General features: G+C 60.2%; 15 protein-coding genes. 1 reads left to right on the top strand and 14 read right to left on the bottom strand.

Going from position 1 to position 16,373, the window contains the following annotated elements; translation table 11 throughout:
- Positions 1 to 11: 11 nt before the first annotated feature.
- The 4 genes from AC07ZH_RS18340 to AC07ZH_RS18325 form a co-directional block, all read right to left on the bottom strand.
- Positions 12 to 896: a branched-chain amino acid ABC transporter permease gene (locus AC07ZH_RS18340; protein ID WP_119108055.1), complete on the bottom strand. Its 885-nt coding sequence runs from the start codon at positions 894 to 896 to the stop codon at positions 12 to 14.
- Between the two features lie 36 nt (positions 897 to 932).
- Positions 933 to 2,132, bottom strand: a complete 1,200-nt coding sequence (locus AC07ZH_RS18335; RefSeq protein ID WP_495200825.1) for an ABC transporter substrate-binding protein — start codon at positions 2,130 to 2,132, stop codon at positions 933 to 935.
- Between the two features lie 76 nt (positions 2,133 to 2,208).
- Positions 2,209 to 2,934, bottom strand: coding sequence for an ABC transporter ATP-binding protein (locus AC07ZH_RS18330; RefSeq protein ID WP_119108566.1), 726 nt, complete (start codon positions 2,932 to 2,934; stop codon positions 2,209 to 2,211).
- A 1-nt stretch (position 2,935) separates the two neighbouring features.
- On the bottom strand, positions 2,936 to 3,706 hold the full coding sequence (locus AC07ZH_RS18325; RefSeq protein WP_119108057.1) for an ABC transporter ATP-binding protein: 771 nt from the start codon (positions 3,704 to 3,706) through the stop codon (positions 2,936 to 2,938).
- Positions 3,707 to 3,870: 164 nt separating this feature from the next.
- Between AC07ZH_RS18325 and AC07ZH_RS18320 the strand changes: the two genes are divergently transcribed.
- On the top strand, positions 3,871 to 5,697 hold the full coding sequence (locus AC07ZH_RS18320) for an ABC transporter transmembrane domain-containing protein (RefSeq protein ID WP_495200824.1): 1,827 nt from the start codon (positions 3,871 to 3,873) through the stop codon (positions 5,695 to 5,697).
- Between the two features lie 70 nt (positions 5,698 to 5,767).
- On the opposite strand, the gene AC07ZH_RS18315 is transcribed toward AC07ZH_RS18320, so the two are convergent.
- The 10 genes from AC07ZH_RS18315 to nuoG are packed head-to-tail and all read right to left on the bottom strand — an operon-like array spanning position 5,768 to position 16,369.
- Positions 5,768 to 6,205, bottom strand: coding sequence for a DUF1178 family protein (locus AC07ZH_RS18315; protein WP_495200823.1), 438 nt, complete (start codon positions 6,203 to 6,205; stop codon positions 5,768 to 5,770).
- Between the two features lie 25 nt (positions 6,206 to 6,230).
- A complete protein-coding gene (locus AC07ZH_RS18310; protein ID WP_119108060.1) occupies positions 6,231 to 6,536 on the bottom strand; it encodes a DUF2818 family protein in 306 nt (101 codons plus the stop codon).
- A gap of 9 nt (positions 6,537 to 6,545) precedes the next feature.
- Positions 6,546 to 8,039 carry an NADH-quinone oxidoreductase subunit NuoN gene (nuoN, locus tag AC07ZH_RS18305; protein WP_495200822.1) on the bottom strand — a complete coding sequence of 498 codons (1,494 nt, stop codon included), beginning with the start codon at positions 8,037 to 8,039 and terminating at the stop codon, positions 6,546 to 6,548.
- A gap of 23 nt (positions 8,040 to 8,062) precedes the next feature.
- Positions 8,063 to 9,538 carry an NADH-quinone oxidoreductase subunit M gene (locus tag AC07ZH_RS18300; protein WP_495200821.1) on the bottom strand — a complete coding sequence of 492 codons (1,476 nt, stop codon included), beginning with the start codon at positions 9,536 to 9,538 and terminating at the stop codon, positions 8,063 to 8,065.
- Positions 9,539 to 9,551: 13 nt separating this feature from the next.
- Positions 9,552 to 11,588 carry an NADH-quinone oxidoreductase subunit L gene (gene nuoL / locus AC07ZH_RS18295; protein WP_119108063.1) on the bottom strand — a complete coding sequence of 679 codons (2,037 nt, stop codon included), beginning with the start codon at positions 11,586 to 11,588 and terminating at the stop codon, positions 9,552 to 9,554.
- A 27-nt stretch (positions 11,589 to 11,615) separates the two neighbouring features.
- Entirely contained in the window at positions 11,616 to 11,924 is a 309-nt protein-coding gene (gene nuoK, locus AC07ZH_RS18290) for an NADH-quinone oxidoreductase subunit NuoK (RefSeq protein WP_119108567.1), read from the bottom strand.
- A 2-nt stretch (positions 11,925 to 11,926) separates the two neighbouring features.
- Positions 11,927 to 12,592, bottom strand: coding sequence for an NADH-quinone oxidoreductase subunit J (locus tag AC07ZH_RS18285; protein ID WP_119108064.1), 666 nt, complete (start codon positions 12,590 to 12,592; stop codon positions 11,927 to 11,929).
- A gap of 44 nt (positions 12,593 to 12,636) precedes the next feature.
- Positions 12,637 to 13,146, bottom strand: a complete 510-nt coding sequence (nuoI, locus tag AC07ZH_RS18280) for an NADH-quinone oxidoreductase subunit NuoI (protein ID WP_119108065.1) — start codon at positions 13,144 to 13,146, stop codon at positions 12,637 to 12,639.
- Between the two features lie 14 nt (positions 13,147 to 13,160).
- A complete protein-coding gene (gene nuoH / locus AC07ZH_RS18275) occupies positions 13,161 to 14,237 on the bottom strand; it encodes an NADH-quinone oxidoreductase subunit NuoH (protein ID WP_495200820.1) in 1,077 nt (358 codons plus the stop codon).
- Positions 14,234 to 16,369, bottom strand: coding sequence for an NADH-quinone oxidoreductase subunit NuoG (gene nuoG / locus AC07ZH_RS18270; protein WP_495200819.1), 2,136 nt, complete (start codon positions 16,367 to 16,369; stop codon positions 14,234 to 14,236). Before nuoG ends, nuoH begins: the two co-directional genes overlap by 4 nt.
- Positions 16,370 to 16,373 lie beyond the last annotated feature (4 nt).

Below are 16,373 nucleotides of genomic sequence, written 5' to 3'. Positions count from 1 at the left end.
TGTGGGCCCCGTCAATTTTCTTTGCCGAACAGGCCGGCGGGGCGAATCAGGAGCACGATCACCATGATGACGAACACCACGGTTGACGAGGCTTCTGGATAAAAAACTTTGGTGAACCCTTCGATGACGCCAAGACCAAGACCGGTCAGGATGGACCCCATGATCGAGCCCATGCCACCAATGACCACCACGGCAAACACCACGATGATCATGTTTTGCCCCATCAAAGGCGACACCTGGTACACCGGGGCCGACAGAACACCCGCAAACGCCGCCAGGGCGGCGCCGAAGGCATAGGTGAGTGTGACCATGACGGGTACGTTCACGCCAAAAGCTTCAACCAGGCGAGGGTTTTCAGTACCCGCACGCAGGTAGGCGCCCAGCTTGGTCTTTTCGATCACGAACCAGGTGGCAAGGCAGACGGAGATAGACGCCACCACGACCCAGGCGCGGTAGTTGGGCAGAAACATGAACCCGAGGTTGGTACCGCCAGACAGCAGGTCCGGCGTGTCGTACCCGAGGCCCGACACGCCGTAGACCGAGCGGAACACACCCTCAATCAACAGCGTCAACCCCAGCGTGAGCAGCAGACCATACAAATGGTCGAGCTTGTAGATCCAGCGCAGCAGCAGGCGCTCAATGAGCACCCCGAACACCCCCACGACCAGCGGCGCCACCACCAGCATCACCCAGTAGTTGATGCCAAAGTAGTTCATGGCCATCCAGGTAATCACGGCCCCCATCATGAACAGCGCACCATGCGCAAAGTTGATGACATTGAGCAGGCCGAAGATGACGGCGAGCCCCAGGCTGAGAATTGCGTAGAACGAGCCGTTGACCAGCCCCAGAAGGAGCTGGCTCAGCAAGCCTGGCAATGAGATACCAAAGAATTCCATGGGCAGAACAGGTCGTGGAAGGGTCGGGTCAGAGGTTTATTTCCAGAGCGCGCACTTGCTGTCGGCCTTGGTGGTGAACACCGAGTCGCCGGGCAACTTCTTCACGATCTTGAGGTAGTCCCAGGGCTTCTTGGATTCGGAAGGTTGCTTGGCTTCCACCAGGTACATCTCGTGCACCATGCGGCCATCCGGGCGGATGATGCCGTTCTTGGCATAGAAGTCGTTGATGGGCGTCTTCTTCATGTACTCCATCACCTTGTCGGCATCGGTTGTCTTCACGGCAGCAACGGCCTTCAGGTAGGTCATGGTGGCCGAGTAGTCGGCCGCCTGCACGTCCGTGGGCATGCGCTTCATCTTGGCGAAATACTTCTCGCCAAATTTGCGCGATGCATCGTCCTTGTCCCAGTACCAGCTGGTGGTGTGCAGCAGGCCGCCCACATTCTTCAAGCCCAGGCTGTGGATGTCACTCAGGAACACCAGCAGACCTGCCACTTTCATGGTCTTGTCAATACCGAATTCCTTGGCGGCCTTGACGGAGTTGATCGTGTCGCCACCTGCGTTGGCCAGGCCCAGGACTTGCGCCTTGGAGCTTTGCGCCTGCAGCAAGAAGGACGAAAAATCCGACGCGTTGAGCGGATGGCGCACGGCGCCCAGCACCTTGCCACCCTTGGCTTCCACCACGGCAGAGGTATCTTTCTCAAGCGCATGGCCAAAGGCATAGTCGGCCGTCAGGAAGAACCAGGTCTTGAAACCCTCATCGACCAGAGCACCGCCCGTACCCTTGGCCAGCGCCACGGTGTCATAGCCATAGTGCACCGTGTAGGGCGTGCAGGCTTCGTTGGTGAGCGCCGACGAGCCAGCACCGTTGTTGATGTACACACGCTTCTTCTCCTGCGCCACCTTGGCCGTGGCCAGCGCGGTGCCAGAGTTGGTGCCACCGAAAATCATGGTCGCGCCCTGTGTGTCGATCCATTCACGTGCCTTGGAAGCGGCGATGTCGGCCTTGTTCTGGTGGTCGGCCGTGAGCAGTTCGATCGGTTGACCAAGCGCCTTGCCGCCAAAATCATCAATGGCCATCTGGATGGCAGTAGCGCCGCCCTTGCCTTCCACATCCGAGTAAAGGCTTGACATGTCGGTGACGAATCCGATGACGACCTTTTCCTGGGCGTGCGCGGCGCCAGTGGCCAGGCCTGCAGCGGCGAGCATCAATGCCAGTGTGGTGTGCTTGTACTTCATGCGGTGTCTCCTTGTGGACGGTTGGAAAACAAAAAAATGAAAGGATGCTTGCGACAAGCAAGCGGCAGTGGCGCGCTCAAATCCCCAGCAACTGGTTGAGGATCGGCATACGGGATTCGAGCTCTGCCGCAGCGAAATGCTGCACCACGGCGCCATGTTCAATCACGTAAAACCGATCGGCAAGCGGAGCGGCGAACCGAAAATTCTGCTCGACCATGACCACCGTATAACCCTTGGTCCGCAGCGTGGTGATCATGCGCGCCAGCGCCTGCACGATCACCGGCGCAAGGCCTTCGGAAATTTCGTCGAGCAGCAACAGCTTGGCACCCGTGCGCAGGATGCGCGCCACGGCCAGCATCTGCTGCTCGCCGCCGGACAGGCGCGTGCCCTGGCTATTGCGGCGCTCGGCGAGGTTGGGAAACATGTCGTAGATCTCTTCAAGCGACATGCCGGGCGTGCCGGTCTTGAGCACTGGCGGCAGCAGCAGGTTTTCTTCGCACGACAGGCTGGCGAAGATGCCCCGCTCCTCCGGGCAATAGCCCACGCCAAGGTGCGCAATGCGGTGCGTGGGCATGTCGATGGTTTCCACGCCATTGATCTTGATGGAGCCCTTGCGCGCCCCGGTCAATCCCATGACGGCGCGCAGGGTGCTGGTGCGGCCGGCGCCGTTGCGCCCAAGCAGCGTCACCACTTCGCCGGGCCGCACGACCACGTCAATGCCATGCAGCACGTGCGATTCGCCGTACCAGGCTTCTAGCTTGGCAATTTCAAGGGCGGGAGTCTGGCTGGCGGTGCTTGCCATGTCAGTGCGCTCCTTGCAGCTGGGCATCGGTGCTGCCCATGTAGGCTTCCATCACCTCGGGGTTGGTGGAAACTTCGTCGTAGGGGCCCTCGGCCAGCACGGTGCCGCGCTGCAGCACGGTAATGCGGTCGGCGATGGTCGAGACCACTTTCATGTTGTGCTCCACCATCAGGATGGTGCGGCCAACCGAGACCTTGCGGATCAGGTCGGTCACGCGGTCAACGTCCTCGTGGCCCATGCCCTGGGTAGGCTCATCGAGCAGCATCAGCTCAGGCTCCATGGAAAGCGTGGTGGCAATCTCAAGCGCACGCTTGCGCCCGTAGGGCAGGTTCACGGTCACTTCGTCGGCCAGATCTTCGAGGCCCACCTCGGTGAGCAGTTGCATCGCCCGGTCGTCGAGCTGGCGCAGACTGCGCTCACTGCGCCAGAAATGGAACGCCGTGCCCAGCCTGCGCTGCAGGCCGATACGCACGTTTTCGATCAGCGTGAGGTGCGGGAACACCGCCGAAATCTGAAACGAGCGGATGACCCCACGCCGCGCGATCTGGGCCGGCTGCTCGCGCGTGATGTCACGGCCATTGAAACGGATGCTGCCCGAAGTGGGCTCAAGGAATTTCGTCAGCAGGTTGAAGCAGGTGGTTTTGCCCGCGCCATTGGGACCAATCAGCGCATGGATGGAATGGCGTTGAACGTTCAAGCTCACGTCGCTCACAGCGGTAAAGCCCTTGAACTCCTTCGTCAAATTGCGGGTCTCAAGAATAAAGTCGCTCATCAGGACCTGAAGTGTTTTCTTAGGGATGGGGGCCATGCAATGCACACAGCAGAGCGCATGCAAAACTTGTCATAGGTCATGGTACGGCGCCATGCCTATGGTTGCACTGGGACTAACGCGTATGTAAAAGTGCCTACAAGGCTGCCCGCCCTACACTTGGCAACATGGCTTCATCCCGTGACACATCGCCGTCCACCGGCGCCCCCCGTTCACTTTCCGGTCTATTGCCTTTTCTGCGGCCATACCGTGCGCGCCTGGCATTGGCATTTTTGTTTTTGCTGCTGGCCGCAGTGGCCACGCTGGCCTTCCCGATGGCTTTGCGTACCCTCATCGACGGGGGCCTGGCACCGCAAAACCGTGGCGCCACAGCGCTGGGTTTGAGAAACCATTTTCTGGCGCTGTTTGGCGTCGCCATCATGCTAGGCCTGTTTTCCTCGGCGCGCTTTTACATGGTGAGTTGGCTTGGAGAACGTGTCACAGCAGACCTACGCAACGCCGTGTACGCCCACGTACTGCGTCAGAGCCCGGAATTTTTTGAAACCACGCAAAGCGGCGAGGTGCTCTCCCGCCTGACCACCGACACCACGCTGGTGCAGACTGTGGTGGGCTCATCGCTGTCGATGGGCTTGCGCAACGCCGTCGTGGGCGGTGGCGCCATCGTCATGCTGGTGTGGACCAACCCCCGCATCATGGCCATCGTGCTGCTCATGCTGGTCGTGGTGGTGCTGCCCGCGATGTGGATCGGGCGGCGGGTACGCAAGCTCTCGCGCGCCAGCCAGGACCGGGTGGCGGACTCCAGCGCCATTGCCGCCGAAGTGCTCAACGCCGTGCCGGTGGTGCAGAGCTTCACCGCGGAAGCGCGCGAATCCACACGCTTTGCAAAGGCCACGCAAAACGCCTTCGAGACTGCGGTGCACCGTTCGCGCGCCCGCGCACTGCTGGTGGCCTTCATCATCATCGCCAACGCTGCGTTGCTGCTCTGGGGCCTCTACCAGGGAACCCAGGCCGTGTTGGCGGGCACCATGACGGCGGGACATCTGGGTGAGACGGTGCTGTACGTCGGACTGCTGGCGGGCGCTGCTGCGGTGCTCGGGGAAGTCTATGGCGACGTGCTGCGCGCTGCCGGCGCCACCGAGCGGCTCATGGAACTACTGGCCAGCCAGTCCCCGGTGCAATCGCCACAAGTGCCGCGCGCCCTGGTGCCCAGCGGCCGGGGTCTGGAGGTCGTCTTTGACCACGTTCGCTTCCACTACCCCTCACGGCCCGCGCAGGCGGCACTGGTCGATTTCACACTCCACCTGCGGCCAGGCGAGACCGTGGCGCTGGTGGGCGCGAGCGGCGCCGGAAAAACCACTGTCTTTCAGTTGCTGCAACGCTTCTACGATGTGGACGCCATGCCAGGCTCAGACCCCAGCCGCCCCGTGCCAGGCATACGGCTCGATGGCATCGACGTACGCGACATGGCCCTGGAGGACTTGCGCCAGCGGATCGGCACCGTGCCGCAAGACGCTGTGATTTTTTCCGCGACTGCGCTGGAAAACATTCGCTATGGCCGGCCCGATGCAAGCAACGATGAGATGCGCGCTGCCGCGCGCGATGCCTTCGCCCACGATTTTCTCAGCGCCTTGCCCGAGGGCTACGACACCTTTCTGGGTGAGCGCGGCGTGCGCCTCTCAGGCGGCCAGCGCCAGCGCATCGCCATCGCCCGCGCCATGCTGAAGAATCCGCCCCTGCTGCTGCTCGACGAGGCCACCAGCGCACTCGACGCCGAGAGCGAACGCATGGTGCAGGCGGCGCTGGACTCGGCCATGCAGAGCCACGCCGGCCAGCGCACCACCCTGGTCATTGCCCACCGGCTGGCAACGGTGCAGAACGCCGACCGCATCGTGGTGCTGGACCACGGCCGCGTGGTCGAAGAAGGCACGCACAGCGAACTCATTGCGCGCGGCGAAACCTACGCCCGTCTGGCCGCCCTGCAATTCACCGTCTAGGAAATATAGGAAAAATGGCCTCTAGCGCTTATTACATAAGCGCTATAAGCTATGTTTTTAATAGTATTCGTCAGTGCAAGGTATCGCTCAGCACTGGCGGTACTGGCATGACCAGAATGCCGTCAGACAGCAGTTCACGTGCCTGCTCCAGGCTGGCAACGCCCCGAATGGAGCGGCTGCGCTGCTCGCCTTCGTGCATGGCGCGCGCCTCAGTGGCGAAGCGCTCGCCCACGTCTTCAGCCTGCGCCACCATGTCGCGGGCGCGTTGCAGCCAGTCGGCTTGTGCATTGGCACCGCTTTCTGCCTCTGCGCCTTGAGCCGCCGAAGTGGCTACTGGCGTTGCACCCCGGTTGATACGCGGCGCGCTCAAGAGCTTGTGCACCGCAGCACTGGCGCACACCGGGCACTGCAAAAACCCTTCGGACAGTTGCCGCTGGAACGCCGCTTCATCGGCAAACCAGCCCTCAAAGACATGGGCGTTGGCACATTGAAGATCAAGAACCTTCATGACTGCTTTGCCAGTGGACGCCAGTCTAGGTGCGATGCCGCAACAGATAGCGGTAGACAAAACCCGGAAATGCCAGGGTGATGAACAAGGCACCGGTCACGGCATAAAACTCCCATTGCTGGTGCGCAATCTGCCCGGCACGCTTCTCCAGGAGCAGACCGATGCCTCCCACCACAAAATACAGCACCAGCAGTTCGGCAAAGCGCACTACCAAAGGCTTTCGCGGCTGCAGCCTAGGCCCCAGCACTAGCACCCGGTGGTTGGCGAATGGCAGGTTGGCGGCCAGGCAGGCCAGAAGGATCACGAGCCAGATGGCTCCCGTTTGCGACACCGTAGTAGCTCAGGAGGCAAGCGAACGCAGGATGGCGCCACTGCACAGGGCCATGAGCCCGCCAGGCAGCAGCCCCAAGACAAACAGCAAAGCGCCGTTGAGTGTCAAGACAACGCGCACATCAAGCGGCGCCTGGATGAGGGCCGTCTGCACGGGCGCATCAAAATACATGACTTTCACCACACGCAGATAGTAGAAAGCGCCTATGAGCGACATCATCACGGCAAAGACAGCCAAGACGATGTAGGGTGTTTCACCCGAGGCAACCAGGGCTTGCAACACAGACAGCTTGGCGTAGAAGCCGACCAGCGGCGGTACACCGGCCATGGAGAACAGGCACACGGCCAGAATACCTGCGAACAGGGGACTGCGCTGGTTCAAGCCAGCCATGTCGGTAATCTTATCGCTTTCGAATCCGCTGCGCGCCAGCAGCATGATGACGCCGAAAGTCGCCAGCGTGGTGAGCACATAGGTCACCACATAGAACATGGAGGCGCTGTAGGCTGCCTGCACGGTGGCGGCGTCCACATTGCCATTGACCACGCCCGACATCAAACCCAGCAGCACGAAACCCATTTGCGAGATGGTGGAGTACGCCAGCATGCGCTTGAGATTGGTCTGCGCAATGGCCGCCAGATTTCCCACCAGAATCGATCCGATAGCGAGCACGGCCAGCATCTGCTGCCAATCAATCGCCAGGGGCAACAAGCCATCGACCAGCAAGCGCATGACGATGGCAAACGCTGCCAATTTGGGTGCGCCAGCGATCAACAGGGTGATGACGGTAGGGGCCCCTTCGTACACGTCGGGCACCCACATATGGAAAGGCACTGCACCCATCTTGAACGCCAGGCCGGCCACGATAAACACCAAGCCAAAGACGAGCACCTGATGGCGAATCTGGCCGGCATTGACGGCCTTGAACACCTCGCCAATGTCCAGTGAGCCCGTGGCGCCATAGAGCATGGAGAGGCCATACAGCAAAAAGCCGCTGGCCATTGCGCCGAGCACGAAGTACTTCATCGCCGCCTCGGTCGCTACCGGGTCATCGCGGCGCAGGGCGACCAGTGCATAGCTCGACAGCGTGAGCAACTCAAGGCCCAAATAGATCACCAGAAAGTTGTTGCCGCCGATCATGATGAACATGCCCAGGAGCGAAAACATACTGAGGGTGAACAACTCGCCGCCGCGCAGCATGTCGCGGTCGCCCGCGTAGGGGCGGCCATAGACCAGCGTCACCATCAAGGCCACTGCGGCAAAGCACTTGAGCCAGTTGCCCATGGCGTCGCTGACGATCATGTTGCCAAAACCGTAGAAAGTATTGCCGCTGCTGGCGTACACGCCCTGCAGCACTGCCACCACCGCGAGCGTCAGCATCGTCAGCAAATAGGTCGCGGTGCGACGCGGGCTGTTCACGGCCAGGTCGACCAGCGCAATCACGCAGGCCATGACCAGCAGCACTACCTCGGGATAAATCGCCAGCCAGCTGATGTTGTCAATCATCGGGATACTCTTTTTCGATCAGGTCAGTTCAGCTTGGACATGGCCACATGCTTGAGCAGCTGGGCTACCGAAGCGTCCGTCACATCGGTCACCGGCTTTGGGTACAGGCCCATGGCAAGAATAGCCACGGCCAGCAAAGCCAGCACGAGGAACTCGCGGCGGCCAATGTCGAGCATGGCCCGCACATTGGCATTGCCCGGCGCGCCCAAATACACGCGCTTGAACATCCACAAGCTGTAGGCAGCGCCCCAGATGAGTGCGGTGGCTGCGGCCATGCCAATCCAGAAGTTGGACTTGACGGCGGCCAGAATCACCATCCACTCACCCACGAAGCCTGCGGTACCCGGCAAGCCGCAGTTGGCCATGAAAAACAAGAGCGCAAAGGCCGCAAAATTGGGCATGGTGTTGACCACGCCGCCGTAATCGGCAATGTCACGCGTGTGCAGGCGGTCGTACAGCACGCCAATCGACAGGAACATGGCGGCAGAAACGAAACCGTGCGCAATCATCTGGGCAATACCGCCCGAGACGCCCAGGTCGTTAAAGATGAAGAAACCCAGGGTGACAAAACCCATGTGTGCGACCGAGGAATAGGCCACCAGTTTCTTCATGTCCTTCTGCACCATGGCCACGAGACCGACGTAGATCACGGCAATGAGCGACAAGGTGATCATCAGCCAGGCCCACTCGCGCGACGCATCGGGGGCAATGGGCAGCGAGAAGCGCAGAAACCCGTAGGCCCCCAGCTTGAGCATGATGGCTGCCAGCACGGCAGAGCCGCCGGTGGGCGCTTCCACGTGCACGTCCGGCAACCAGGTGTGCACCGGCCACATCGGGATCTTGACGGCGAAGGCCGCAACAAACGCGAAGAACAGCATGGTCTGCGCATGGGCCGAGAGCGGCACGGCGTGCCACGCCGCAATGTCGAAACTGCCACCCGCCTCGTTGTAGAGGTAGAGCATGGCGATCAGCATCAGCAGGGAGCCAAGCAAGGTGTACAGGAAGAACTTGAAGGCTGCATAGATCTTGCGCGGGCCACCCCAGACGCCAATGATCAAATACATGGGAATCAGCGTGCCCTCGAAGAACACGTAGAACAGCATCCCGTCGAGTGCACAGAAGACACCGATCATGATCCCCGAAAGGATCAGAAACGCGCTCATGTACTGGTTGACGCGTGAGGTAATCGATTGCCATGAGGCAATCACCACAATCACCGTGATGAAGGCCGTGAGGGGCACAAACCAGAACGAAATTCCATCCACGCCCACGTGGTAGAAGATATGGAAGGTGTCGATCCACGACACCTTCTCGACAAACTGCATGTCCGCGGTACCGGGAACAAAACCGGCCATCAACGGGAAAGTCGCCACCAAACCGGCCAGCGAACCCACCAGTGCCAGCCAGCGCGACAGACCCGCGTACTTGTCGCCGCTGAACATCAGCAGCAGGGCACCAAACGCGATCGGTGTCCAGATAGCAAGACTCAACACACCCATTTTTATTCTTCCCCTACTTGTTGAGCCAGACGAAGTACGTCATGAGCACGAAGACGCCCAGAATCATGGCGAGCGCGTAGTGGAAGACGTAGCCCGTCTGCACGCGCCGCACCACTCCTGCGATCCAGCCCACGAGCTTCCAGGAGCCATTCACCATCACGCCATCAATCACCACCTGGTCGCCGCCCTTCCACAAAGCCACGCCAAGCCCACGCGCCGCACGCGCGAGGATGTTCTCGTTGATCCAGTCCATGTAGTACTTGTTTTCCAACAAGGCGTACACCGGGTGAAAAATCCGCTTGATGGCCGCCGGCAACGCCGGGTTCACCATGTACATGTAGTAGGACGACACAACGCCAGCCATGGCCAGCCAGAAAGGCAGCGCCGTGAAACCGTGCAGCGCCATGGCCACGGGCCCATGGAAACCGTCCACGAGCTCCGTCATAGCCGGATGCCGCGCTGCGTCCACGGCGATGACGCCCTTGAAGAAATCACCAAACAGCATGGGGCCGATAGTGAGGAAACCGATGACCACCGACGGAATCGCCAACAGGACCAAGGGAACCGTCACCACCCAAGGTGACTCGTGCGGCTTCTTGTGATCGTCATGGTGGTGGTGCGGATCGGGCTCTTCGTCCGCAGCGTGGTGGTGCGCATCCGGGTTCTGGTCGTAGCGCTCCTTGCCGTGGAACACCAGGAAATACAGCCGGAAGGAATAGAACGCCGTGATGAAAACGCCGGCAAGCACCGCAAACGAAGCGAACCCCGCAGCCGGCAGATCGCTCGCATGGACAGCTTCGATAATGCTGTCCTTGGAGTAAAAACCTGCAAACAGCGGTGTGCCGATCAAGGCCAGCGAGCCCAGCAAAAACGTGATCCAGGTGATGGGCATGTATTTGCGTACACCGCCCATCCAGCGGATGTCCTGGTTGTGGTGCATGCCGATAATCACCGAGCCAGCCCCCAGGAACAGCAGCGCCTTGAAGAAGGCGTGCGTCATCAGGTGGAACACGCCCACCGAGTAAGCCGACGCACCGAGTGCTACGGTCATGTAACCCAGCTGGGAGAGCGTGGAGTAGGCGATCACGCGCTTGATGTCGTTCTGGATAATGCCCAGAAACCCCATGAACAGGGCCGTGATGGAGCCAATCACCAGAATGAAGTTCAAGGCGGTGTCAGACAGCTCGAACAGCGGCGACATGCGCGCCACCATAAAGATGCCGGCCGTCACCATGGTAGCCGCGTGGATCAGTGCCGAGATGGGTGTCGGGCCTTCCATTGAGTCCGGGAGCCAGACGTGCAACGGAAATTGCGCACTTTTTCCCATGGCACCAATGAACAGGCAAATACAGATGACCGTAATCAACATCCACGAGGTACCAGGAAACGACAGCGCCCCCAGTTCACCCGCCTTGGCAAACACCTCGCCATAGTTCAGTGTATTGGCGTACGCCGCGATCAGACCAATGCCCAGGATGAATCCGAAGTCGCCCACACGGTTGACCATGAAGGCCTTGAGGTTGGCAAAGATGGCCGTGGGTTTGTTAAACCAGAAACCGATCAGCAGGTACGACACCAGGCCCACCGCCTCCCAGCCGAAGAACAGCTGCAGCATGTTGTTGCTCATGACCAGCATCAACATGGAGAAGGTAAACAGCGAGATGTAAGCGAAGAAGCGGTTGTAGCCGTCGTCTTCCTCCATATAGCCGATGGTGTAGATGTGCACCATGAGCGAGACAAAGGTCACCACGCACATCATCATGGCGGTCAGGCTGTCGACGAGAAAACCGACCTCCATCTTCATGCCGCCAACGACCATCCAGGTATAGATGGTTTCATTGAAACGGGCACCATCCATTGCGACACTCTTGAGCGTCATGGCGGAAACGATAAAGGCAATCAAGACGCCCAGAATCGTCAGGCTGTGGCTTGCGCGCCTGCCGATCCAGTTGCCGCCAAAAGTGGTGCCGAAAATACCGGCAAGCAACGCGCCAGCCAATGGCGCCAGCGGCACGATCAACAGGGTGGAAGCCGAGAGGGTTTGACTCATTGTGCGAAACCTTGCGTGTCTGTCGCCTCAACCCTGCAGGGTGTCGAGCGCGTCCGCATTGATGTTGGACTTGTTGCGGAACAAAAGCACCAGGATGGCCAGGCCAATGGCCGACTCGGCCGCTGCCACCGTAAGAATGAAGAACACGAACACCTGTCCATGCATGTCGCCCAGATAATGGGAGAACGCGACGAAGTTCATGTTCACTGCCAACAGCATGAGTTCGATCGCCATCAGCAAAACGATGAGGTTCTTGCGATTGAGGAAGATGCCGATCACTGCGAGCGCAAACAGCATGGCGCCCAGCGAGAGGAAATGGCCAAGGGTCAAGGTCAGGCTCATGCTTTGGTCTCCTGTGCGGCAGCGTCCACTGAGGGTTCAGGCGCCTGCACCGTGGCCGCCAGCTTGACGATGCGCATGCGGTCTTGCGCACGCACCCGCACCTGTTGCGAAGGACTGATGGCCTTGCTGTCCTTGCGATGGCGCAGCGTCAAGGCGATGGCCGCCACCATTGCCACCAGCAAAATCACCGCAGCAATTTCCACGGGCAGCAGGTACTGCGTGTACATCAGCTCACCAAGGGCTTTGGCGTTGGAAAAAGGCACCGCCTGGCCGGCGGCATCCAGCGCAACCGCGACGGCCTTGGGCTCCTCCATGCCACGAAAACCAGACATCAGCACCCAGGCCATTTCAAGCGCAATCAAACCGCCAATCGCAGCTCCCAGCGGAAAGTGCTTCCAGAAACCCTGACGCACGCCCGACATATCGATATCGAGCATCATGACCACGAAGAGGAACAGCACCATCACCGCTCCCAGGTACACAAGCACCAACACGATGGCAAGAAACTCCGCATTCAGCAGCAGCCACAACCCGGCTGCCTGAGAGAACGCCAGCATCAGGTGCAGCACCGCATGCACAGGGTTGCGCGCCGTAACCACCCGGAAGGCTGCGTACAGCAGCACGACCGAGAAAAAATAGAAAAAACCAGTCTTGGCATCCATGAATCGGTTCTTTTCAATAAGTCTCGCGTGGGAGCCGACCCGCTTCAGCGGTACGGCGCGTCTGCCGCTCGGGCAGCAGCAATATCAGCTTCGTAGCGGTCACCCACCGCCAGCAGCATGTCCTTGGTGAAATACAAGTCACCGCGTTTCTCACCGTGGTACTCAAAAATGCTGGTTTCCACGATCGAGTCAACCGGGCAGCTCTCTTCGCAAAAACCACAGAAAATGCACTTGGTCAGATCGATGTCGTAGCGTGTCGTGCGGCGTGAGCCGTCGTCGCGTATATCGGATTCGATCGTGATGGCCAGGGCAGGACACACCGCCTCGCACAATTTGCAGGCGATGCAACGCTCTTCGCCGTTTTCATAGCGGCGCAAGGCATGCAGACCACGGAAACGGGGAGAAAGCGGAGTTTTTTCTTCAGGGAACTGGACCGTAACCTTGCGACGGAAGGTGTAGCGCCCGGTAAGCGCCATACCCTTGACCAGCTCCACCAGCATGAAGCTTTTGAAGAAATCCTTGAGTGAAAAAGATGCAGCAGAAACGGCAGCCATAGGGGGTTCTCCGCTTATTTCCAGATGTTCCAGGGCGAGAGCAGCCAGCCCGCGATCACGAGCAGCCACACGAGCGTGACCGGAATGAAGATCTTCCAGCCAAGACGCATGATCTGGTCGTAGCGAAAGCGCGGGAAGGTGGCGCGAATCCATATGAACATGGACACCACGGCAAACGTTTTGATGCCTAGCCAGATCCAGCCGGGGATGAAATCAAGCGCGGCGAATGGCGAGAGCCAGCCACCGAGGAACATGATCACCGCGAGGATCGACACCAGCCACATGCTCGCGTACTCAGCGAGGAAGAAGATGGCAAAACCCATGCCGGAGTACTCCACCATGTGCCCTGCGACGATCTCGGCCTCACCCTCAACCACGTCGAACGGATGCCGGTTGGTTTCAGCGACAGCCGAAACCAGATAGACGATGAAGATGGGCAGCAATGGCAGCCAGTTCCAGGACAGGAACGACAGCCCGTGCGATGCCATCGAGCCACGCGCCTGCCCCATCACCACTTCGGTCAGGTTCATGCTGCCCGACACCATGATGACCACCAGAAAGCAAAAACCCATGGCAATCTCGTAGCTCACCATTTGCGCCGAAGCGCGCATGGCGCCAAGAAAAGCGTACTTGGAGTTGGACGCCCAGCCAGCAATGATCACGCCGTACACCTCGATCGAGGTGATGGCCATCATCAGCAGCAAGCCAGCATTGACGTTGGTGAGCGCGACCTCGGGCCCAAAGGGAATCACCACCCACGCGGCAAGAGCCGGCATGATGGCCATCACCGGGCCAAGAACAAATAACCCTTTGGAGGCGGCGGACGGCTGGATGATTTCCTTGGTGAGCAACTTGACGGCATCGGCAATCGGCTGCAGCAACCCCAGAGGGCCGACCCGGTTGGGGCCGTGGCGCACCTGCATAAAACCCAGGAGCTTGCGTTCCCACAGCGTCAGGTAGGCAACCGCGCCCATCAGCGGGAGCAACACCACGACGATCTTGATCAGAATCCAGAGCACCGGCCAACCGGCACCGGTCCACCAAGCCTGATCCAGCAGGTGCAAACCGCCGTTGTAGATGGCGTCGATCATGGCTGGGCCTCCGCGGCGCCAGCGAGGCCGTCGCGCGTCGCTTGCAAAGAGGGCGAGCGCCGAACCAGGCCATCGAGCTGGTAGATCGCGGCTGCGGCCGGGGCCTCCCCGGCGACACCCGCCAGATCTGACACGACTGCATCAGAGTGGTTGTTCAACTGCTCCACGGGAACTGCGCTGCTATCGCCGGTCATGCCAGTGATTTGGGCAAGCACCTCCTGCGAGGTCTCGAAGTCAGTTCCAGAAAGACCCATGAGGTTCGCAAGCACCCGCAGCACCTTCCAGCCAGGGCGCGTTTCCCCCAAGGGGCGCACGACGGCATGAAAACTCTGCAAACGGCCTTCAGCGTTGACAAAACTTCCCGACGTTTCGGTGAACGGCGCGATAGGCAGCAGCACATCGCTGAATTCCATGTTGGTCTTGAACGGACTGAGCGTCACGACCATGTCTGCCTTGGCCAGTGCCGCACTGGCACGCTTGCCGGCCGCGCTGTCAAATTCCGGCTCGGTATTGAGCAAGAGCACGCCCTTGAGGGCCCCGCCCAGCATCTGCCCGGCGTTCAGGCCACCGGCTTCGGGCAATGCACGCACCCATTGGGCACCCACAGTATTGGCTGCTTCGGTGAGGTAGCCCACCGTTGCACCTGTCTGCTCGCCAATCCAGTTGCACAGGGCAAGCAGTTGCGAGGCCTGGCTGTGGTGTGCGGCAGCATTGCCGAGCAGGATGGCCTTTTGCTCGCCCCCCAGCAAGGCCGCGGCAATAGCAGCCGCAGCCACACTCGACTCGCCCACATTCACGGGCGCCTGCACCTGCCGCGCCTGTGCAACGGCACCGGCTACGTCGGCTAGCGTTCGCAACCAATCAGCGGCCGGCGCCACCATGGCGTGCGGCACGGGCATGGCCCAATCCTGCGCTGCCACATTGATGGAGCTGACAACGCAGCCCTTGCGCGCGGCCTGGCGAATACGCTGCGCAAACAAAGGGTGGTCCTTGCGCACGTTCGAACCCACCACGAGCACCGAATCAAGCGTGGACAACGACGCAATGGAGCGCCCCAGCCAACGCACACCTGGCGCCGCCGTGAATTCAGCGTGGCGCAGACGGTAGTCAATGTTGCCGCTACCGATGCCGCGCATCAGAGCGCCGGCCAAATACAGCTCTTCAAGCGTGCTGTGCGGACTGACCAATGCACCGATGCTGGATGCACCGTGCTCGGCATCAATGTCCTGCAAACCATTGGCAACGTATTCCAGCGCGGTTTGCCAGTCCACTTCACGCCACTCACCGCCCTGCTTAAGCATGGGGTGTTCCAGGCGGTCGGAGCTGGAGAGCGCCTCGTACGAAAAACGGTCGCGGTCGGCGATCCAGCACTCGTTGACGTCCTCATTCTCGAATGGAAGCACGCGCATGACGCGGTGGTTCTTGACCTGCACGACGAGGTTGGTACCCGTGGAGTCGTGCGGGCTGACCGACTTGCGGCGCGAGAGCTCCCAAGTGCGGGCGCTGTAACGGAATGGCTTGCTGGTCAGCGCACCGACCGGGCAAAGATCAATCATGTTGCCCGACAGCTCGGAATCGATCGTGTCGCCAGCAACCGTGGTGATTTCGGAGTGCTCGCCCCGATTGATCATGCCGAGTTCCATTACGCCGCCAATTTCCTGGCCGAAGCGAATGCAGCGCGTGCAATGAATGCAGCGCGTCATCTCTTCCATGGAAATCAAGGGGCCCACATCCTTGTGGAGGACAACACGCTTTTCTTCCTCATAGCGCGACGCCGACGCTCCGTAGCCGACGGCAAGGTCCTGCAGTTGGCACTCACCACCCTGATCGCAAATCGGGCAATCGAGCGGGTGGTTAATGAGCAGGAACTCCATCACAGACTTTTGTGCCTTGATGGCTTTGTCACTGGTGGTGCGCACCACCATGCCCTGCGTCACCGGTGTGCAGCAGGCTGGCATGGGCTTGGGTGCCTTTTCCACGTCCACCAAGCACATGCGGCAGTTGGCCGCAATGGTCAGCTTCTTGTGGTAACAAAAGTGTGGAATATAAGTGCCCGCCTTTTCGGCAGCATGCATCACCATGCTGCCTGCGGCGATTTCAACCTTCTTCCCGTCGAGTTCGATTTCAACCATATGC

It is taken from the genome of Simplicispira sp. GW247-4R2A (assembly GCF_059424465.1).
This window is presented reverse-complemented; position numbering and strand designations above follow the sequence as displayed.

Excerpts from the sequence above, each read along its gene's own strand:
- AC07ZH_RS18340 (WP_119108055.1), bottom strand. The coding sequence starts at position 896 with ATGGAATTCTTTGGTATCTCATTGCCAGGCTTGCTGAGCCAGCTCCTT.
- AC07ZH_RS18335 (WP_495200825.1), bottom strand. The coding sequence starts at position 2,132 with ATGAAGTACAAGCACACCACACTGGCATTGATGCTCGCCGCTGCAGGC.
- AC07ZH_RS18330 (WP_119108566.1), bottom strand. The coding sequence starts at position 2,934 with ATGGCAAGCACCGCCAGCCAGACTCCCGCCCTTGAAATTGCCAAGCTA.
- AC07ZH_RS18325 (WP_119108057.1), bottom strand. The coding sequence starts at position 3,706 with ATGAGCGACTTTATTCTTGAGACCCGCAATTTGACGAAGGAGTTCAAG.
- AC07ZH_RS18320 (WP_495200824.1), top strand. The coding sequence starts at position 3,871 with ATGGCTTCATCCCGTGACACATCGCCGTCCACCGGCGCCCCCCGTTCA.
- AC07ZH_RS18315 (WP_495200823.1), bottom strand. The coding sequence starts at position 6,205 with ATGAAGGTTCTTGATCTTCAATGTGCCAACGCCCATGTCTTTGAGGGC.
- nuoN (WP_495200822.1), bottom strand. The coding sequence starts at position 8,039 with ATGATTGACAACATCAGCTGGCTGGCGATTTATCCCGAGGTAGTGCTG.
- AC07ZH_RS18300 (WP_495200821.1), bottom strand. The coding sequence starts at position 9,538 with ATGGGTGTGTTGAGTCTTGCTATCTGGACACCGATCGCGTTTGGTGCC.
- nuoL (WP_119108063.1), bottom strand. The coding sequence starts at position 11,588 with ATGAGTCAAACCCTCTCGGCTTCCACCCTGTTGATCGTGCCGCTGGCG.
- AC07ZH_RS18285 (WP_119108064.1), bottom strand. The coding sequence starts at position 12,592 with ATGGATGCCAAGACTGGTTTTTTCTATTTTTTCTCGGTCGTGCTGCTG.
- nuoI (WP_119108065.1), bottom strand. The coding sequence starts at position 13,146 with ATGGCTGCCGTTTCTGCTGCATCTTTTTCACTCAAGGATTTCTTCAAA.
- nuoH (WP_495200820.1), bottom strand. The coding sequence starts at position 14,237 with ATGATCGACGCCATCTACAACGGCGGTTTGCACCTGCTGGATCAGGCT.
- nuoG (WP_495200819.1), bottom strand. The coding sequence starts at position 16,369 with ATGGTTGAAATCGAACTCGACGGGAAGAAGGTTGAAATCGCCGCAGGC.